Annotated in this window: 3 protein-coding genes; all 3 read right to left on the bottom strand. The window is 76.4% G+C overall.

All coding sequences use genetic code 11. The features are described 5' to 3' along the window. Positions 1 to 63: 63 nt before the first annotated feature. A complete protein-coding gene (locus ACFXHB_RS14275) occupies positions 64 to 6,612 on the bottom strand; it encodes a type I polyketide synthase (RefSeq protein WP_380574517.1) in 6,549 nt (2,182 codons plus the stop codon). A gap of 135 nt (positions 6,613 to 6,747) precedes the next feature. Next, positions 6,748 to 18,636, bottom strand: coding sequence for an SDR family NAD(P)-dependent oxidoreductase (locus ACFXHB_RS14270; RefSeq protein WP_380574516.1), 11,889 nt, complete (start codon positions 18,634 to 18,636; stop codon positions 6,748 to 6,750). Between the two features lie 7 nt (positions 18,637 to 18,643). After that, on the bottom strand, positions 18,644 to 19,540 hold an 897-nt coding region (locus ACFXHB_RS14265), incomplete at its 5' end, for a phosphopantetheine-binding protein (protein WP_380574391.1).

The raw sequence follows: 19,540 nt of genomic DNA, 5'->3' as shown, positions 1-19,540 counted from the left end.
CGCCCGGGGCGGGCCGGTCCGGGCGGTGTTCCCGCCCGGACCGGCCCCCGCGGGCCCGGCAGGTCAGCGCGACAGCCAGAAGGCCTGCCGCTGGAAGGCGTAGGTGGGCAGGTCCACCCGCCGCCCGCCCGCGAGGACGGGGTGCCAGTCGACCGCCTGCCCGCCCACCCACGCGCGGGCGAGCTCCTCCACCGTCCCGGCCGGCCGGGCCGCTCCCCCGCCGGCTGTGATCACGGTCCCGGCCGTGATCACGTTGTCGGCCGGCACCCCCTCGGCCAGGGCCTTCAGACCGGAGAGGAACCCCTCCCGGTCGGCGGCGAGCACCACCGCGCGGTGCTCCAGGCCCGCCCGGCCGGTGGCCAGCGAGAAGGCGACGTCCCGGGCGGACAGCTCGGTCCGGGACGCCACGAAGTCCGCGAGGCGCTCCGCCTGCGCGGCCACCGCGGCCGCGCTGCGCCCGGACAGCACCCAGGGCAGCGGCCCGCCGTCCGGGCCGGCGGGCCCGGTGGCCTCGACGGGCGGCGCGACCTCGGGGACGTGCTCCAGGACGACGTGCGTGTTGGTGCCGCTCATACCGAACGAGGACACCCCGGCCCGCCTCGGCCGACCGGTCTCCGGCCACGGCCGCGCCTCGGTCAGCAGCCTGACCTCCCCGGCCGACCAGTCCACCCGCGGCGACGGCTGCCCGGCGTGCAGGGTCCTGGGCAGCACGCCGTGCCGCATGGCCAGCACCGTCTTGATCACTCCGGCCACCCCGGAGGCCGACTGGGTGTGGCCGATGTTGGACTTCACGGTGCCCAGCCACAGCGGCCGCTCCGGCGACCGGCCGGCCCCGTAGGCGGCCAGCAGCGCGGTGGCCTCGATCGGATCGCCCAGCGCCGTGCCCGTCCCGTGCGCCTCCACCGCGTCCACCTGATCCGGCGTCAGCCGGGCGTTCGCCAGTGCCTGCTGGATCACCCGCTGCTGGGCCGCCCCGTTGGGCGCGGTCAGTCCGTTGCTCGCGCCGTCCTGGTTGACGGCCGAACCGCGGACCAGCGCCAGCACGGGGTGCCCGTGGCGGCGCGCGTCCGACAGGCGCTCCAGCAGCACGACGGCGACCCCCTCGGCCATCCCCATGCCGTCCGCGTCGGCCGAGAAGGACTTGCAGCGGCCGTCCGCCGACAGCTCGCCCAACCGGCTCAGCCCGACCAGCTCTGAGGGGTAGGACATCACCGTCACCCCGCCCGCCAGGGCGAGCGAGCAGTCACCCTGGCGCAGTGCCTGGGCCGCCAGGTGCAGGGCCACCATCGAGGACGAGCACGCCGTGTCGACGGTGACCGCGGGGCCCTCCAGGCCGAGGGCGTAGGAGACCCGGCCGGACAGGATGCTGATCACGTCTCCGAGGCCGAGATGCGCCTTCAGGTCGTCGGTGACCTCGGCCTGGGCGCCGTACCCCTGGTAGCGGGAGCCGATGTAGACACCGGTCCGGCTGCCGCGCAGGGTGTGCGGGTCGATGCCCGCGCGCTCGGCGGCCTCCCAGGAGGCCTCCAGCAGCAGCCGCTGCTGCGGGTCCATCGCCAGGGCCTCGCTCGGGCCGATGTCGAAGAACCCGGCGTCGAACTCGGCGGCGTCGTGCAGGAATCCGCCCTCCCGGGTGCAGGTGGTGTCGGCGCGGCCCGACTCCGGGTGGTAGAGGCCCGCGAGGTCCCAGCCGCGCCCGGTGGGCAGGCCGGAGACCGCGTCCGTACCGGCGTCCACCAGCCGCCACAGGTCCTCGGGCGTACGGACGCCGCCCGGCAGGCGGCAGCTCATCGCCACGATCGCGACCGGGTCGTCCTCGCCGGCGGCGGCCGCCGCCGGCCGCTCGACCGGCCGGGGCGACTCCCCCAGGATCTCGGTCCGGAGCCGGCCGGCGAGCGCGAGCACCGTCGGGTGGTCGAAGACCACGGTGGTCGGCAGCCGCAGACCGGTCGCGGTGTTCAGCCGGTTGCGCAGGTCGACCGAGGCCAGCGACTCGAAGCCGAGGTCACGGAAGGGCCGCCCGGTCGCGATCGCCTCGGGCGAGGTGTGGCCGAGCACCGCCGCCACCGTCCCGGTGACCAGCTCCAGCAGCTCCCGGTCGGCCTCCGCCGGACGGCCCGCCAGGCGACCGCGCCACTGCGCGAGCACGTCCGCCGCCTGCCCCTGCCCCTGCTCGTGCCGCTCGCTCCGGCGGCCTCGGCGGGCTTCGGGCAGCGCGTCCAGGAGCGGGCGCGGCCGGGCCGAGGCGAAGGCCGGGACGAAGCGGTCCCAGGCCACGTCGACCACGGCGACGACGGTCTCGTCGCGGTCGAGGATCTGCTGGAGGGCGGCGACGGCCGGTTCGGGGTCCATCAGGGGCAGCCCCTGCCGGAACAGCCGGCTCTCCGCCTCCTTGGCGGGGCCCTCGGCGCCCCAGCGGTCCGGCGTGTTCCACAGCCCCCAGGCCACCGAGGTCGCCCGCAGGCCCCGGGCCCGGCGCTGCTGCGCGAGGGCGTCCAGGTAGGCGTTGGCCGCCGCGTAGGCGCCGTGGTCTCCGCTGCCCCACACTCCGGCGACGGACGAGAACAGCACGAAGGCGTCCAGGTCGTCCAGGGCGTCGCGGCTCTCCCGGGCGTCGCGGCTCTCCCGGTCCCCCGGGTCGAAGATCCGGTCGAGGTGGCGGGCGCCGTCCGCCTTGGCGGCGAGCACCTCGGCGAACTCCGCCGGTGTGGTGGCGTCCAGCGAACTCAGGCGGATGAAGGCGGCGGCGTGCACGACGGCGCGCACCGGCGTACCGTCCGCCGCCAGCCGGGCCACCAGCGCGGCCAGCGCGGATCGGTCCGCGACGTCGCAGGCCACGATCGTCACCCTCGTTCCGGTGGCCGCGAGTTCCTCCTGGAGCGCGGCCGTCTCCGGACCGGTGGCACCGGAGCGGCTGGTGAGCACCAGGTGCTCGGCCCCGTTACGGGCCAGCCAGCGGGCGAGGTAGGGGCCCACCGCCCCGGTGGCGCCGGTGAGCAGCACGGTGCCGCGCGGCCGCCAGCCGGCGGGGCCGCTCTCCGTACCGGGGGCCGGGTCGGACCCGACGGCCGCGCGGACCAGCCGGCGCGCGTACAGGCCGCCGGCCCGCACGGCCAGCTGGTCCTCGTCGTCGATCCCGGCGAGCGCGCCGCAGAGTCGGGCGCGCGCCCGGTCGTCCGGTTCCTCCGGCAGGTCGACCAGACCGCCCCAGCGGTCGGGGTGCTCCAGGGCGACCGTCCGGCCGAGACCCCAGAGGGCGGCCTGGTCGGGACGGTCGAGCGGATCGTCCCCGTCGACCGAGACCGCGCCGCGGGTCGCGCACCAGAGCGGGGCCCCGACGCCCGCGTCGCCGAGGGCCTGCACCAGGGTGAGGGTGAGGGCCAGGCCGACCGACAGCGCGGGGTGGTCGGGGTGCGGCTGCCCGGCCGCTGCCGGCAGCGCCAGCACACCTGCCAAGGGCGTTTCTCCGATGGTGAGTTCACGCAGCCGCCCGGCCACCCGGGCGCGGTCGTCGGCCGGGTCGAGCTCGATCCGCAGCACTCGGGCGCCGTACCCGGTGAGGGTCCGTTCGGCCTCGACGGCCCAGGGGTCGCCGGGGTGTCCGGGGTCGCCGGGGTGTCCGGCGGGAGTCGCCATCAGCCAGGTCCCGCTCAGGGACGGCGCGGTCGGCTCCGGCAGCGCCTGCCAGTCGACCACGTAGCGCCAGCCGTCCACGACGGACCGCGTCCGCTGCCGCTGCCGCCAGGCGGCGAGCACCGGCAGGGCGGGCGCCAGGGCGTCGGCGGCCGCTCCCCGCTCCGGGCCGACGCCCAGCACGCCGGCCAGTGCCTCGATGTCGCCCTGCTCGACGGCCGTCCAGAACGACTGGTCCGCGAGGGGCCGTTCGCCGCTCTCCGGGCCGTCCTCCGGCCGCTCGTCCTGCGCCGGGGCGTCCAGCCAGTAGCGGCGGCGTTGGAAGGCGTAGGTGGGCAGGTCGACGGGGTACCCGCCGGCGAGGGCGCTGCTCCAGTCCACCGGCAGCCCGGCCGTCCAGAGCCCCGCCACCGAGGCCAGCACCCGGGGCGTTCCGCCGTCGTCACGGCGCAGCGTGCCCGTCACGGTCGCGGTGCGACCGGCGCTCTCCACCGTGTCCTGGAGGGCGGTGGTCAGCACCGGGTGCGGACTGACCTCGACGAACACGGCGTGGTCGTCGTCGAGCAGCGCCCGGGTGACCGCCTCGAACTCCACCGTCTGCCGCAGATTGGCGTACCAGTAGGCGGCGTCCAGCTCCTCACCGTCCATCCGCCGCCCGGTCACCGAGGAGTAGAACGGGATCACGCCCGCCCCCGGTACCACCGGCGCCAACACCTCGACCAGCTCCTCCCGGACCAGGTCGATCTGCGGCCCGTGCGAGGCGACACCCGCCTGAACCCGGCGGACCCGGACGCCGTCCGCCTCACAGCCGGCCACGAAGGCGTCCAGCGCGTCGAGATCCCCGGACACCACCACGGTGCCCGGACCGTTCACCGCCGCCACCGAGAGCCGACCCTCCCAACCCCGCAGCCGCTCGCGCACCTCCGCCTCCGGGAGGAACACCGGAGCCAGCCCACCGCGGCCGATCAGCGCGGCGAGCGCACGGCTGCGCAGGGCGACGAGCCGGGCCGCGTCCGCCAGCGACAGCACACCGGCCACACAGGCCGCCGCCACCTCGCCCTGCGAATGCCCCACCACCGCCGAGGGCTCCACCCCGTAGGAGCGCCAGAGCGCCGCCAGCGACACCATCACCGAGAACAGCACCGGTTGCACCACGTCGATCCGGTCCAGCGACGGAGCCCCCGGAACGGCCCGCAGGACGTCCAGGGGATCCCAGTCGAGGTGAGGCCTCAAGGCCTGGGCGCACTCCGTCATCCGGTCCCGGAAGACCTCCGACTCCGCCAGCAGCTCCACACCCATGCCGAGCCACTGCGAGCCCTGCCCGGGGAAGACGAAGACGGTGCCGTCGTGCGAGGTCACGGCGGAGCGGACGATTCCGGCGGCGGGCCGGCCCTGCGCGAGCGCGTCCAGACCGCGCAGCAACGCCTCCCGGTCCTCCCCCAGCACCACCGCCCGCTCCGCCAGGCCCGCCCGGGTCACCGCCAACGCGTGACCGACATCCCGCACACCCAACGCCGGCCGCTCCCGCAGATGCGCCGCCAACCGGCCCGCCTGCGCCCGCAACGCCCCCTCGTCACCGCCCGACAGCAGCCACGGCACCCCGTCACCGCCCCCGGCCGACACCGGGACCTCCACCGCCGGCGCCTCCTCCAGCACCACGTGCGCGTTCGTCCCGCTGATCCCGAACGACGACACCGCCGAACGCCTCGGCCGCCCCGTCTGCGGCCACGGCCGCGCCTGCGTCAACAACTCCACCGCGCCCGCCGACCAGTCCACCCGCGGCGACGGCTCGTCCACGTGCAACGTCGCCGGCAACACCCCGTGCCGCATCGCGAGCACGGTCTTGATGACCCCCGCGACACCGGCCGCGAACTGGGTGTGGCCGAGGTTCGACTTCACCGAACCCAGCCAGGCCGGGCGGTCCCGCGGCCGGCCCTGGCCGTAGGTCGCCAGCAGCTCGACGGCCTCGATCGGATCGCCCAGCGCCGTACCGGTGCCGTGCGCCTCCAGCAGGTCGACCTGGTCGGCCGTCAGCCGTGCCTCGGCCAGCGCCTGCCGGATCACCCGGCGCTGCGCGGCACCGTTCGGCGCGGTCAGACCGTTCGACCGGCCGTCCTGGTTGACCGCGCTGCCCCGGAGGAGCGCGAGCACCGGGTGCCCGTGGCGGCGGGCGTCGGAGAGCCGCTCCACCAGCAGCAGGCCGACCCCCTCGGCCATGCTCATCCCGTCGGCGCCGGCGCCGAAGGCCTTGGAGCGGCCGTCGCGGGCCAGGGCGCGTTGCCGGGCGAGCTCCAGGATGCCGTCCATGGTGGACATCACCGTCACGCCGCCGGCGAGGGCGAGATCGCACTCGCCCTCGCGGAGCGACCGGGCCGCGAGGTGCAACGCGACCAGCGAGGACGAGCAGGCCGTGTCCACCGTGACGGCCGGCCCCTCCAGTCCGAGCGTGTAGGAGACCCGGCCGGAGGCGACACTGCCCGACCGCCCGTTGCCCAGGTAACCCTCCAACCCCTCCGGGACCCGGCTCAACCGGGTGCCGTAGTCGTGGTAGCCCAGGCCCGCGAAGACTCCGGTGCGGGTGCCGCGCAGCGTGTGCGGGTCGATGCCCGCCGCCTCGACGGCCTCCCAGGACGTCTCCAGCAGCAACCGCTGCTGCGGGTCCATCCCGAGTGCCTCGCGCGGGCTGATCCCGAAGAACTCCGCGTCGAAGTCCGCGACCTCGTCCAGGAATCCGCCCTGCCGTACGTAGAAGGTGCCGGGCACGTCCGGGTCGGGGTCGTAGTGGCCGTCGATGTCCCAGCCCCGGTCCCGGGGCAGGTCGGCGATCACGTCCGCGCGGTCGGTCAGCAGCGTCCAGAGGTCCTGCGGTGTACGCACCCCGCCGGGCAGCCGGCAGGCCATGCCCACGATGGCGATCGGCTCGGGCGTGCTGTCGGCGAGTTCGGCGTTCTGCCGGCGCAGCAGCTCGTTCTCCTTCAGCGAGAGCCGCAGGGCTTCGACCAGACGGTCCTGGGTCTCAGGCATCTTTCCTCCACTGGCGGGTTCCGGGTCGGGCGGCCGCCGCGGCGCCGGTCGGCCGGGCGGGCCGGCCGGCGCCGCAGCGGGATCGCGCGGTCATGTCGCGCTGCCGAAGGCGCGGGCGATCAGGTCGTCGGCGTCCATGCCGTCGAGCCGGTCGAGCTCCTCGTCCGCCGTCGCGGGCGCCGGGGACGGGGACGGGGACGGGGACGCGGGCGCCGGCAGGTCGGGCCGGGCGGCCGGGGCGGACCGGTCCGACGCGTCGGCGAGGCCCAACAGCACGTCGAGCAGGCCGAGTTCGCGCAACCGGTCGACCGGCAGCGCGGCGAGGGTCCGGCGGATCTCCTCCTCACCGGGCCCGGACCCTCCGCTGCCGGCGGCGCCCGGGGTCGCCGCCCCCGCGTCGGCGCCGGGGTCGGTGCCGGTGTCGGTGCCACCGGGGAAGAGCTCCTGCCGTACCCGCTCGGCGAGTTCGCGCGCGCTGGGGCTCTCGAAGACGACGGTGGCGGGCAGCCGCAGCCCGGTCGCCGTGTTCAGCCGGTTGCGCAGCTCGACGGCGGTCAGCGAGTCGAACCCCAGGTCCTTGAACGGGCGGTCCGCCCCCACCAGGTCCGCTCCGTCGTGGCCGAGCACGGTGGCGGCGTGGCCCCGGACCGCCCGGAGCAGGACGCGGGCGCGCTCGGCGGCCGGCAGCCGGGTCAACCGCACGAGCAGCGACTCGTCCGCCGCCCGGTCGCCGCGGACCGTCCGCCGCACCGGGGTGACCAGCTCGCGCAGCAGCGGGGCGACGTCCTCGCCCCGACCGCGCAGACCGGCCAGGTCGAGCGGCGCGGCCACCAGCGTCGACCGGTCCAGCCGCACGGCCGCGTCGAAGAGCGCCAGGCCCTGCTCCGGCGTCATCCCGACGGCGCCGCTCCTGGCCAGTCGGCCGTGGTCGCTCGCGCCGAGGTGCCCGGTCATCCCGCTGCGGGGCTGCCAGAGCCCCCAGGCCAGCGACAGGGCCGGCCGCCCGGCGGCCCGCCGCCGGGCGGCGAGCGCGTCCAGGAAGGCGTTGGCCGCCGCGTAGTTGCCCTGCCCGGGGCTGCCGAACACCCCGGCGGCCGAGGAGTAGAGCACGAAGGCGGCGAGGTCCTCGCCGGCGGTGAGGTCGTGCAGCGCGAGCGCCGCGTCGGCCTTGGGCCGCAGCACCGCGGCCACCTGGTCGGCGGTCAGGGAGTCCACCACACCGTCGTCGAGGACGCCCGCGGTGTGCACGACGCCGCTCAACGGCGGGTGGACGCCGGCGAGCAGCGTGCGCAGCGCGTCCCGGTCGGCGGTGTCGCACGCGGCGATCGTCACCTCCGCGCCCAGCTCCCTCAGCTCGGCCTCCAACGCACCCGCACCCTCGGCCGCCGGACCACCGCGACCCACCAGCAACAACCGCCGCACCCCGTACGACCGCACCAGATGCCGCGCCAACAACGACCCCAACGTGCCCGTCCCCCCGGTGATCAACACCGTCCCCTCCGGACCGAGCTGCCGGGGAACGGTCAGCACGGCCTTGCCGATGAGCCGGGCCTGGCTCAGCTGACGGAAGGCCTCGGGTGCCCGGCGGACGTCCCAGCAGGTGGTCGGCAGCGGCGACAGCACGCCCTGCTCGAAGAGGTCCACCAGCTCGGCCAGCATCTCCCGGATCCGGTCCGGCCCGGCGGCCTCCACCAGGTCGAACGCCCGGTACGTCACGCCCGGGTGCGCGGCGGCCACCTCCCCGGCCGCGCGGACGTCCGTCTTGCCCAGCTCGACGAACCGGCCGCCGCGCGGCAGCAGGCGCAGCGAGGCGTCGACGAACTCCCCGGCGAGGCAGTCGAGGACGACGTCCACACCCCGCCCGCCGCTGGACGCCAGGAACGCCTGCTCGAACCCGGTGGTCCGCGAGTCGGCGATCCGGTCCTCGTCGAGCCCCAGCGCGCGCAGGGCCGCCCACTTGCCCCGGCCGGCCGTCCCGTAGACCTCGGCGCCCAGATGGCGGGCCAGTTGGACGGCGGCCGTCCCGACCCCGCCCGCGGCCGCGTGGATCAGCACCGACTCACCGGCCCGCAGGCCCGCCAGGTCGACCAGGGCGTAGTAGGCCGTCAGGAAGGCCACCGGCATGGCCGCCGCCTCGGCGAACGACCACCCGTCGGGCATCCGGGCGACCAGCCGGGCATCGGCCACCGCCAGCGGCCCGAAGGACTTGGGCAGCATGCCGAGAACGCGGTCGCCGGGCGCGAACCCGGTGACCCCCGGCCCGGTCTCCAGCACCACGCCGGCGCCCTCGCCACCCAGGTACGCCGCCGGGTCCGGGTACATCCCCAGCGCGACCAGGGTGTCACGGAAGTTCAGCCCGGCCGCGCGGACGGCGATCCGCAGCTCTCCGGCGGCCAGCGGCGCGAGCGCCTCGGGGTGCGGGGTGAGCGCCAGGTTCTCCAGCGTGCCCGGCTCGTCGGTGGCCAGGTGCCAGGCGGGCCCGTCGGGCACCGGCAGTTCACCCCGGGCCGCCGCCCGGACGAGCCGGGGGGCGTACAACGCGCCGGCCCGGACCGCGATCTGGGGCTCGCCCGTGGTGGCGGCCGCGTCCACCAGCTCCGGCGCGGCGGAGTCGTCGTCGAGGTCGACGAGGACGAACCGGCCGGGGTGCTCGGCCTGCGCGGAGCGCAGCAGCCCCAGGACGGCCGCGCCGACCGGGTCCGGCGCGCCGTCCGCGGCGAGGGCGGCCACGGCGCCCCGGGTCACCACCGCCAACGGGCCGGTGTCGGCGGGGGCTTCGGCCAGCCGGGCCCGGAGCTCGGTCAGCACCCGCTGGACGGCGTCCCGGGCATCCCGGGCCGGGTCGGCGCCGGAGGGCGAAGTGACCCTTTCGGAGGGCGCGGTGACGAGGAGCCGCGCCGTCCGCGCGGCCGGACCGGCCGGGAGCGGCAGTGCCCGCCACACCACGTCGAAGAGCGCGTCGGCGCCGGCCACCGGGTGCTGTCCGAGCGAGCCGCCCGGGATCTCCCGGACCAGGAGCGACTCCGCCGAGGCCACCGGCCGGCCGTCCTCGTCGGCGACCAGCAACGCCACCGAGTCCTCACCGGTCGGCACCAGCCGGACCCGCAGCACCGCGGCGCCCGAGGCGTGCGGACGGTACCGGCTCCAGGAGAACGGGAGCCGGGCGGCCCTTCCGACACCCTGGACCGCCCAGGCGTGCAGGGCGCTGTCCAGCAGGGCCGGGTGCAGGGCGTAGCGCCCGGCGTCGGCCCGTTCGGACTCCGGGAGCCCGACCTCGGCGAAGATCTCCGCCCCGCGCCGCCAGAGCGCCCGCAGCCCGCGGAACGCCGGTCCGTAGCCGTACCCGGCCTCGTCGAGGCGCTCGTAGAAGCCCGTCGTGTCCACCGCGACCGCGCCCTCCGGCGGCCAGACGCCCAAGTCCGTTTCCCCGGTGGGGTCGTCGGACGCCCCGGCGGGTTCGGCCGGGGCCAGCAGGCCGCCGGCGTGCCGGGTCCACGGCTGTCCCTCGCCCTGGCAGGCGTGGACGGTCACCGTCCGCCGTCCGGTGTCGTCGCGGTCGCCGACCGCCACCTGGAGGCCGATCGCCGCCCCGTCCGGCAGCGGCAGCGGTGCCTCGATGACCAGCTCCTCGACCACCGGGCAGCCCACCTCGTCGCCGGCCCGGACGGCCAGTTCGACGAAGGCCGTGCCCGGCAGCAGGACGGTGCCCGCCACCGCGTGGTCGGCGAGCCAGGGGTGACTGCGCCGCGACAGCCGGCCGGTGAGCAGCAGGCCGTCTCCACCGGCCGGCGCGACCACGGCGCCGAGCAGCGGGTGCCCCGCGTCGGCCAGTCCGAGTCCGACGGCCGAGCCGCCGTGGTCGGCGACGGCGGGCCGCACCCAGTAGCGGCGGCGTTGGAAGGCGTAGGTGGGCAGGTCGACGGGGTGCCCGCCGGCGAGGGCGCTGCTCCAGTCCACCGGCAGCCCGGCCGTCCAGAGCCCGGCCACCGAGGCCAGCACCCGGGGCGTTCCGCCGTCGTCACGGCGCAGCGTGCCCGTCACGGTCGCGGTGCGACCGGCGCTCTCCACCGTGTCCTGGAGGGCGGTGGTCAGCACCGGGTGCGGACTGACCTCGACGAACACGGCGTGGTCGTCGTCGAGCAGCGCCCGGGTGACCGCCTCGAACTCCACCGTCTGCCGCAGATTGGCGTACCAGTAGGCGGCGTCCAGCTCCTCACCGTCCATCCGCCGCCCGGTCACCGAGGAGTAGAACGGGATCACGCCCGCCCCCGGTACCACCGGCGCCAGCACCTCGACCAGCTCCTCCCGGACCAGGTCGATCTGCGGCCCGTGCGAGGCCAGGGTGGCGGTGGCGGAGACCTGACGGGCGCGGACGCCGTCCGCCTCGCAGGCCGCCACGAAGGCGTCCAGCGCGTCGAGATCCCCGGACACCACCACGGTGCCCGGACCGTTCACCGCCGCCACCGAGAGCCGGCCCTCCCAACCCCGCAGCCGCTCGCGCACCTCCGCCTCCGGCAGGAAGGCCGCGACCATGCCGCCCCGGCCCGCCAGGGCCGTCAGGACCCGGCTGCGCAGGGCGACGAGCCGGGCCGCGTCCGCCAGCGACAGCACACCGGCCACACAGGCCGCCGCCACCTCGCCCTGCGAATGCCCCACCACGGCCGAGGGCTCCACCCCGTAGGAGCGCCAGAGCGCCGCCAGCGACACCATCACCGAGAACAGCACCGGCTGCACCACGTCGATCCGGTCCAGCGACGGAGCGCCGGGTACGGCCCGCAGGACGTCGACGAGGTCCCAGTCGACGAAGGGCCGCAACGCCTCGGCACACTCGGCCATCCGGTCCCGGAAGACCTCCGATTCCGCCAGCAGCTCCACACCCATGCCGAGCCACTGCGAGCCCTGCCCGGGGAAGACGAACGCCACCCGGTCGTCGGCGCTCGCCCGGGCGCGGACGATTCCGGCGGCCGGCCGGCCCTGCGCGAGCGCGTCCAGACCGCGCAGCAACGCCTCCCGGTCCTCCCCCAGCACCACCGCCCGCTCCGCCAGACCCGCCCGGGTCACCGCCAACGCGTGACCGACATCCCGCACACCCAACGCCGGCCGCTCCCGCAGATGCGCCGCCAACCGGCCCGCCTGCGCCCGCAACGCCCCCTCGTCACCGCCCGACAGCAGCCACGGCACCCCGTCACCGCCCCCGGTCGACACCGGGACCTCCACCGCCGGCGCCTCCTCCAGGATCACGTGCGCGTTGGTCCCGCTGATCCCGAACGACGACACACCCGCCCGACGCGGCCGGTCCACCTCCGGCCAGGACCGCGCCTGCGCCAACAACTCCACCGCGCCCGCCGACCAGTCCACCCGCGGCGACGGCTCGTCCACGTGCAACGTCGCCGGCAACACCCCGTGCCGCATCGCCTGGATCATCTTGATCATTCCGGCGGCGCCGGCGGCCCCCTGGGTGTGGCCGAGGTTCGACTTCACCGAGCCCAGCCAGACCGGGCGGTCCTGCGGCCGGCCCTGGCCGTAGGTCGCCAGTACCGCCTGCGCCTCGATCGGGTCACCCAGCCTGGTCCCCGTCCCGTGCGCCTCCACCGCGTCGACCGCGTCGGCGGAGAGCCCCGCGTTGGCCAGCGCCTGCCGGATCACCCGCTGCTGCGCCGGCCCGTTCGGTGCCGACAGTCCGTTGCTCGCACCGTCCTGGTTGACCGCGCTGCCCCGGACCACCGCGAGCACCCGGTGCCCGCGCCGGCGGGCGTCGGAGAGCCGCTCCAGGACCAGCAGGCCGACCCCCTCGGACCAGCCGGTGCCGTCGGCCGCGGCCGAGAACGGCTTGCACCGGCCGTCGGCCGCCAGCCCGCGCTGCCGCGAGAAGCCGGTGAACGCGGCCGGCGTGGTCATCACGGTCACCCCGCCGGCCAGCGCCAGCGAGCACTCCCCGGAGCGCAGCGAACGGCTCGCCAGGTGCACCGCCACCAGGGCGGACGAGCAGGCGGTGTCGACGGTGATGGCCGGGCCCTCCAGCCCGAGCGAGTAGGAGATCCGGCCCGACGCGACGCTGCCCGCGCCCCCCGTGCCCGCGTAGGGCTCCAACTCGGAGGCGCCCTCCGCTCCTTCGAGCAGTGCGCCGTACTCGTGGTACAGCAGTCCCGCGAACACCCCGGTGTCGCTGCCCCGCAGGGACGCCGGGTCGATGCCCGCCTGTTCGATCGCCTCCCAGGAGGCCTCCAGCAGCAGCCGCTGCTGCGGGTCCATCGCGAGCGCCTCGCGCGGGCTGATCCCGAAGAACTCCGCGTCGAACTCACCGGGGTCGGCCAGGAACCCGCCCGCGTCGACATAGCTCTTGCCGGGGCGGTCCGGGTCGGGGTCGAACAGCGCGTCCAGGTCCCAGCCCCGGTTCTCGGGGAAGCTCCCGACCACGTCCCGGCCCGCCGCGACCGTCTCCCAGAGGTCCTGCGGGGAGTCGATGCCACCGGGGAAGCGGCAGGACATGCCGACGATCGCGATGGGCTCGTCCGGCACCGCGACGGCGGCCGCCCGCGTGGCCGTGGCCGCGCGGGTGTCCGCCGGCGCACCGAACAGCTCGGCCTCCAGCCACTGGGCCAGCGCCGCGGGGGTCGGGTGGTCGAACACCAGGGTGGCCGGCAGTCGCAGCCCGGAGGCCGCGGCGAGCCGGTTGCGCAGCTCCACGGCGGTCAGCGAGTCGAAGCCCAACTCACGGAAGGCGAGCACCGGTTCGACCTCGGCGGTGGTGCTGTGGCCGAGCACCGTCGCGGCGTGCGAGCGGACCAGCTCCAGCAGCGCCCGCCCGCGCTCGGCGACCGGACGGGCGGCGAGCCGCTCCGCCAGGGTGCCGTCCGCCCGGCCCTCGGCGGCCCGGGCGACCCGCCGCCCCGGGCGCACCAGGCCGCGCAGCAGGGCCGGGACGGGAGCGTCGGCCGCACGGAGCCCGGCGAGGTCGAGCGCCATCGGCACCAGGACGGCGTCATCCGCCGCGAGCGCGGCGTCGAACAGCGCCAGCCCCTGCTCCGTGGAGAACGGCCGCACTCCGCTCCGGGCGATCCGGCGGTGGTCGGCACGGTCCAGATGCCCCGTCATACCGCTGGCCTCGGCCCACAGGCCCCAGGCCAGCGACACGGCCGGAAGGCCCTGCGCCCGACGCGCCTCGGCGAGCGCGTCCAGGGCCGCGTTGGCCGCCGCGTAGCCGCCCTGGCCGGCCCCGCCGAGCACGCCCGCGGCGGAGGAGAAGAGGACGAAGGCGGCGAGGTCCTGGTCGGCGGTGAGGTCGTGCAGCACGAGGGCGGCATCGATCTTCGGCCGCAGCACCGCGGCCATCCGCTCCGGTGTCAGACCGGCCACCAGGCCGTCGTCCAGCACCCCGGCGGCGTGCACCACGCCGGTCAGCGGACGCTCCAGGCCGGCGAGCAGCGTGCGCAGCGCGTCCCGGTCGGCGGTGTCGCACGCGGCGATCGTCACCTCCGCGCCCAGCTCCCTCAGCTCGGCCTCCAACGCACCCGCACCCTCGGCCGCCGGACCACCGCGACCCACCAACAACAACCGCCGCACCCCGTACGACCGCACCAGATGCCGCGCCAACAACGACCCCAACGTGCCCGTCCCCCCGGTGATCAACACCGTCCCCTCCGGACCGAACCGCGGAGCCGGTGCGACGCCCTCGGGCGCGGCCGCCCGCACCAGCCTGGGCACCAGCGGCTCGCCGCCCCGGAGCGCCAGTTGGGGCTCCGGGGAGGCGAGCACGGCCGGGGGCAGGAGCGGCACGGCCGCCGGGTCGTCGGTGTCCACCAGGGCGAAGCGCCCCGGATGCTCGGCCTGCGCGGAGCGGACCAGGCCCCAGACCGCCGCGCCGGCCGGGTCGGCGGCCTCGCCGGGCCGGGCGGCGACCGCGGACCGGGTCACCACGACCAGCCGGCGGTCCGCCGACCGCTCGTCGGCCAGCCAGGACTGCAGGGTCACGAGTGCCCGGCCGGCCAGCAGGTGCACCGCCTCCGCCGGGTCGGCCTCGTCGGCCCCGGGGGCGGGGAAGTGCTCGACCACCACGGCCGCCTCCGTGACGTCCGACGCCTCCGGAACGGCGGTCTCGGACCGGTCGGACGCCGGCACCCAGGCGATCCGGTGCAGGGCGTCCCCGGTCGTGTCCCCGGCACCGCCGAACTCCTCGACGGAGACGGGACGCAGCGCGAGCGAGCGCGCGCTCGCCACCGGCCGGCCGGCCGGATCGGCGACGGCCAGCGCCATCCGGTCGGCCCCCTCCGGACGCAGGCGTACCCGCAGGGAGGAGGCGCCCACCGCGTGGACGCGCACCTGGTTCCAGGCGAAGGGGAGACGGGCGGGGACCGGGGTCGCGGCGGCCTGGTCCGCCGGGACGTCCGCGTCCGCGTCCGTGGCACCGGCTGCGGCGGTTACGTCGGTTGCGGCGGCTGCACCGGCCGCGTCGGCCGCGTCGGCCAGGAAGGTGGCGTGCAGGGCGGCGTCGAGCAGCGCCGGGTGCAGACCGTACCGGCCGGCCTCGGCCGACTGCTCCTCGTCCAGGCCGACCTCGGCGAACACCTCCGCGCCCCGGCGCCAGGCGGCGCGCAGCCCGCGGAAGGCCGGCCCGTAGTGGTAGCCCGCCGCCACCAGCCGCTCGTACAGCCCCCCGGTGTCCAGGGCCACGGCCCCCCGCGGCGGCCACACACCGGCGTCGAAGGCGTCCGAAGGCTCCGGGGCCGGAGCGGAGGGGGCCAGCAGGGCGGTGGCGTGCCGGCTCCACGGCCCGTCGCCGCCCTGCTCCGGCCGGGTGTGGACCCCGACCTGCCGCACCCCGGACGGCTGCGCGGCACCCACCCGCACCTGCAGTTGGAGGCCGCCCCGCTCGGGCAGCACCAACGGCCGCTCGATCACCAGCTCGTCGAGCAGCTCGCAGCCCACCTGGTCACCGGCCCGGACGGCGAGTTCGACGAAGGCCGTCCCCGGCAGGATGGCGGTGCCCGCCACCGCGTGGTCGGCCAGCCAGGGGTGACTGTCCAACGAGAGCCGGCTGGTGAACAGGACTTCGTCGCTGTCGGCCGGCTCGATCACCGCGCCGAGCAGGGGGTGGTCCGCCGTACCGAGACCGGCGCCGGTCAGCCCGCCGGTCGCGAGCCCGGAGGCGTTCAGCCAGTACCGCTGCCGCTGGAACGGATAGGTCGGCAGCTCCACCCGCCGCGCGGGCACGCCGCCGAAGGCCGCCGTCCAGTCCACCGAGCGGCCCTGGACGTGCACCTCGGCGACCGAGGCCAGGAACCGGGCGGGTCCGCCGTCGTCACGGCGCAGCGAGCCGACCGTGATGCCCTGGCTCCCGGCCGCGGCCAGGGTCTCCTGCACGCTCGTGGTCAGCACCGGGTGCGGGCCGATCTCCACGAAGACACCGTGGCCCTGCGCGGCCAGCGCCCGCGTCGCGGGTTCGAAGGCGACGGTCCGGCGCAGATTGCGGTACCAGTAGTCGGCGTCGAGCTCGGCACCGGTCAGCCACCGCTCGTCCACCGTCGAGTAGAACGGCACGGCCGCCGGGCCGGGCTCGATCGGCGCGAGCACCTCCAGCAGCTCGGCGCGCAACAGCTCGACCTGCGAGGTGTGCGAGGCGTAGTCCACCGGAATCCGCCGCGCCCGCACGTCCACTTCCTGGCAATACGTCAGAAGCTCGTCCACCGCGGCCGGTTCGCCGGCCACCACGGTGCCGGCGGGGCCGTTCAGCGCCGCGATCTGGATCCGGTCCTGCCAGCGGGTGAGCAGCTCGCGGACATCGTCGGCGGGCAGCGGAACGGACACCATGCCCCCACGCCCGGCCAGCGCGGTCAGCGCCCGGCTGCGCAGGGCCACCACCCGGGCCGCGTCCGGCAGCGACAGCGCGCCCGCCACGCAGGCCGCCGCGATCTCGCCCTGCGAGTGGCCCACCACCGCGGCCGGCTCGACAGCGTAGGAGCGCCACAGCTCGGCCAGCGACACCATCACGGCGAACAGCGCGGGCTGCACCACGTCGACCCGCTCCAGGGACGGCGCGTCCGGCCCGCCGCGCAAGGCGGCGAAGAGGTCCCAGTCGACAAAGGGCCGCAACGCCTCGGCACACTCCGCCAGTCGAGCCCGGAACACCTCCGAGGCCTCCGCCAGTTCGACCGCCATGCCCACCCACTGCGCGCCCTGGCCGGGGAAGACGAACACCGTCCGACCGACGCCCGGACCGGCCGCCACGCCGCGGACCACACCCGGCGCGGGCACGTCCTCGGCCACGGCGGCGAGGCCGCGCAGCAGCTCGTCCGGGTCGGCGCCGAGCAGCACCGCACGGTGCTCCAGGACGGCCCGGGTGGTCGCCAGCGCGTGCCCGACCGCCGACGGGTCGAGCACGGCGCCGGCCTCGCGGGCGGCCTCAGGGGCGGCCTCAGGGTCGGGCACGCGCCTGGACGCGCGCTCGGACGCCGGACGGTCCTGGAGGGCCGACCGCAGGCGCACGGCCTGCTCGCGCAGCGCGGGCGCGCTGCGCGCGGACAGCAGCCACGGCACCACGGCGGGCGGGGCAGCCGGAGCGGGGGCGGCCGGGGCGGGGGCCGCCGGGGCCTCGTCCCCCTCGGGCTCCGACGCGGCCGGCGCCTGTTCGAGGACGACGTGCGCGTTGGTCCCGCTCATGCCGAACGAGGAGACCCCGGCCCGGCGCGGACGGTCGAGCACCGGCCAGGGCCGGGCCTCGGTGAGCAGGCGGATCGCTCCCGAGGACCAGTCGATGTGCGGGGACGGCTCCTCGGCGTGCAGCGTCCTGGGCAGCACCCCCTTCCGCATCGCCATCACCATCTTGATCACCCCGGAGACGCCGGCCGCGCCCTGGGCATGGCCGACGTTGGACTTCAACGAGCCGAGCCACAGGGGCTGTTGGTCCGACCGCTCCCGGCCGTAGGTGGCCAGCAGGGCCTGCGCCTCGATCGGGTCGCCGAGCCTGGTCCCCGTCCCGTGCGCCTCGACCACGTCGACCTCGGTGGCGGACAGCCGGGCATCGGCCAGGGCCCGCCGGATCACCCGCTGCTGGGAGGGGCCGTTCGGCGCCGACAGTCCGTTGGACCGGCCGTCCTGGTTGACCGCCGAACCGCGCACCACGGCCAGCACCTGATGGCCGTTGCGGCGCGCGTCCGACAACCGCTCGACCAGCAGCAGGCCCACCCCCTCGGCCATGCCGAAGCCGTCCGCGCCCGCCCCGAAGGCCCGGCAACGCCCGTCGGTCGACAGGCCGCGCAGCCGGGAGAAGCGGACGAACTCCTCCGGCGTGAGCATCACCGTCACACCGCCGGCCAGTGCCAGCGAGCACTCCCCCGACCGCAACGACTGGACGGCGAGGTGCAGGGCGACCAGCGACGAGGAGCAGGCGGTGTCGACCGTCACCGCCGGGCCCTCCAGGCCCAGGGTGTAGGAGATCCGGCCCGAGGCGACGCTGGCGGCGCTGCCCGTGCCGACGTGCCCCTCCAGATCCGCGGGGATCTTCGCACCGCGCCGTGCGTAGTCGCCGTAGACCACCCCGGCGAACACCCCGGTGTCGGTGCCGCGGACCGACACCGGATCGATGCCCGCGTGCTCGAAGGCCTCCCAGGCGGTCTCCAGCAGCAGCCGCTGCTGCGGGTCCATCGCCAACGCCTCACGCGGCGAGATCCCGAAGAACCCCGCGTCGAAGTCGGCGGCGTCGTGGAGGAACCCGCCGGCCCGGACGTAGGAGCGGCCCGGCACGTCCGGGTCCGGGTCGTAGAAGTCCGTGAGGTCCCAGCCCCGGTTCACCGGCAGCTCAGAGATCACGTCGGCCCCGGCCGCCACCAGGTCCCAGAGACCCTCGGGCGAGGTGACCCCGCCGGGCAGCCGGCAGGCCATGCCGACGATCGCGATCGGCTCCTGCCGGCTGTCCTCCACCTCCCGCAGGCGGTCCCGGGTCTCGCGCAGCTCGGCGGTCACCCGGTTGAGGAAGTAGCGCATCCGGTCGTCATTCATGAGCGTTTCCCTCTGCGGAGTCGTCGGGCTGGTAGATGCCGAACTCGTCGCCGAGGAGTCCGATCAGTTCGTCGTCGGTCACGGCTTCGAGGGCGGTGACGGTGTCGGCGGGGCCGGCGACGGCACCCGGCGCGGTGGCGCGCCAGCCGGCCAGCAGGTCCTGGAGGCGGTCGCCGACCGCCTGCCGTTCGGCCCCCGCGACGGCGGCGGCCGCCAGGACCGCCGCCAGCCGGTCCAGTTCCGCCAGGATCGGCACCACCGTGGTGTCCGGGCGCGGTGCCAGTTCGGCGTACAGGTGGTCGGCGAGCGCCGCCGGCGTCGGATGGTCGTAGATCAGGGTGGCGGTCAGCCGCAGGCCGGTCGCCGCCCGTAGGCGGTTGCGCAGTTCGACGGCGGTCAGCGAGTCGAAGCCGAGGTCCTTGAACGGCTGGTCCGGCTCGATCGCCGCCGGCGAGGAGTGCCGCAGGACGGTCGCGATCACCGGCCGGACCAGCTCCAGCAGCGCGCCGGCGCGCTCGGCCTCCGGCAGCTCCGCCAGCCGGCGGGCCAGGTCGGCCGAGAACCCGTCCGGATCGGTCACGGCCACCGGGCCGGGGGCGGCGGCACCGCGCCGCACCGCACGGAGCTCGGCCAGCAGGGGCACGCTCCAGGCCGGATCGTCCCAGGCACAGCGCAGAACGGCGACGGAGGTGTCGTCGTGGTCGAGGATCCCCCGCAGGACGTCCAGCGCCGCCTCCGGGTCGAGGTCCTGGGCGCCGTGGCGGCGGATCCGGCCCTCGGCCCCGGGGGTGGCCCCGTCCCAGTGCCCCCAGGCGATCGCGGTGGCGGGCAGGCCCTTGGCTCGCCGGTGATGGGCCAGGGCGTCCAGATAGGCGTTGCCCGGCGCGTA

The organism is Kitasatospora sp. NPDC059327 (genome assembly GCF_042752535.1).
Taxonomy (GTDB): Bacteria; Actinomycetota; Actinomycetes; order Streptomycetales; family Streptomycetaceae; genus Kitasatospora.
The sequence above is the reverse complement of the archived record's forward strand: the minus strand, read 5'-3'. Positions and strand labels throughout refer to the sequence as shown.

Coding starts and splice junctions, on each gene's coding strand:
- ACFXHB_RS14270 (WP_380574516.1), bottom strand. CDS start 18,636: ATGCGCTACTTCCTCAACCGGGTGACCGCCGAGCTGCGCGAGACCCGG.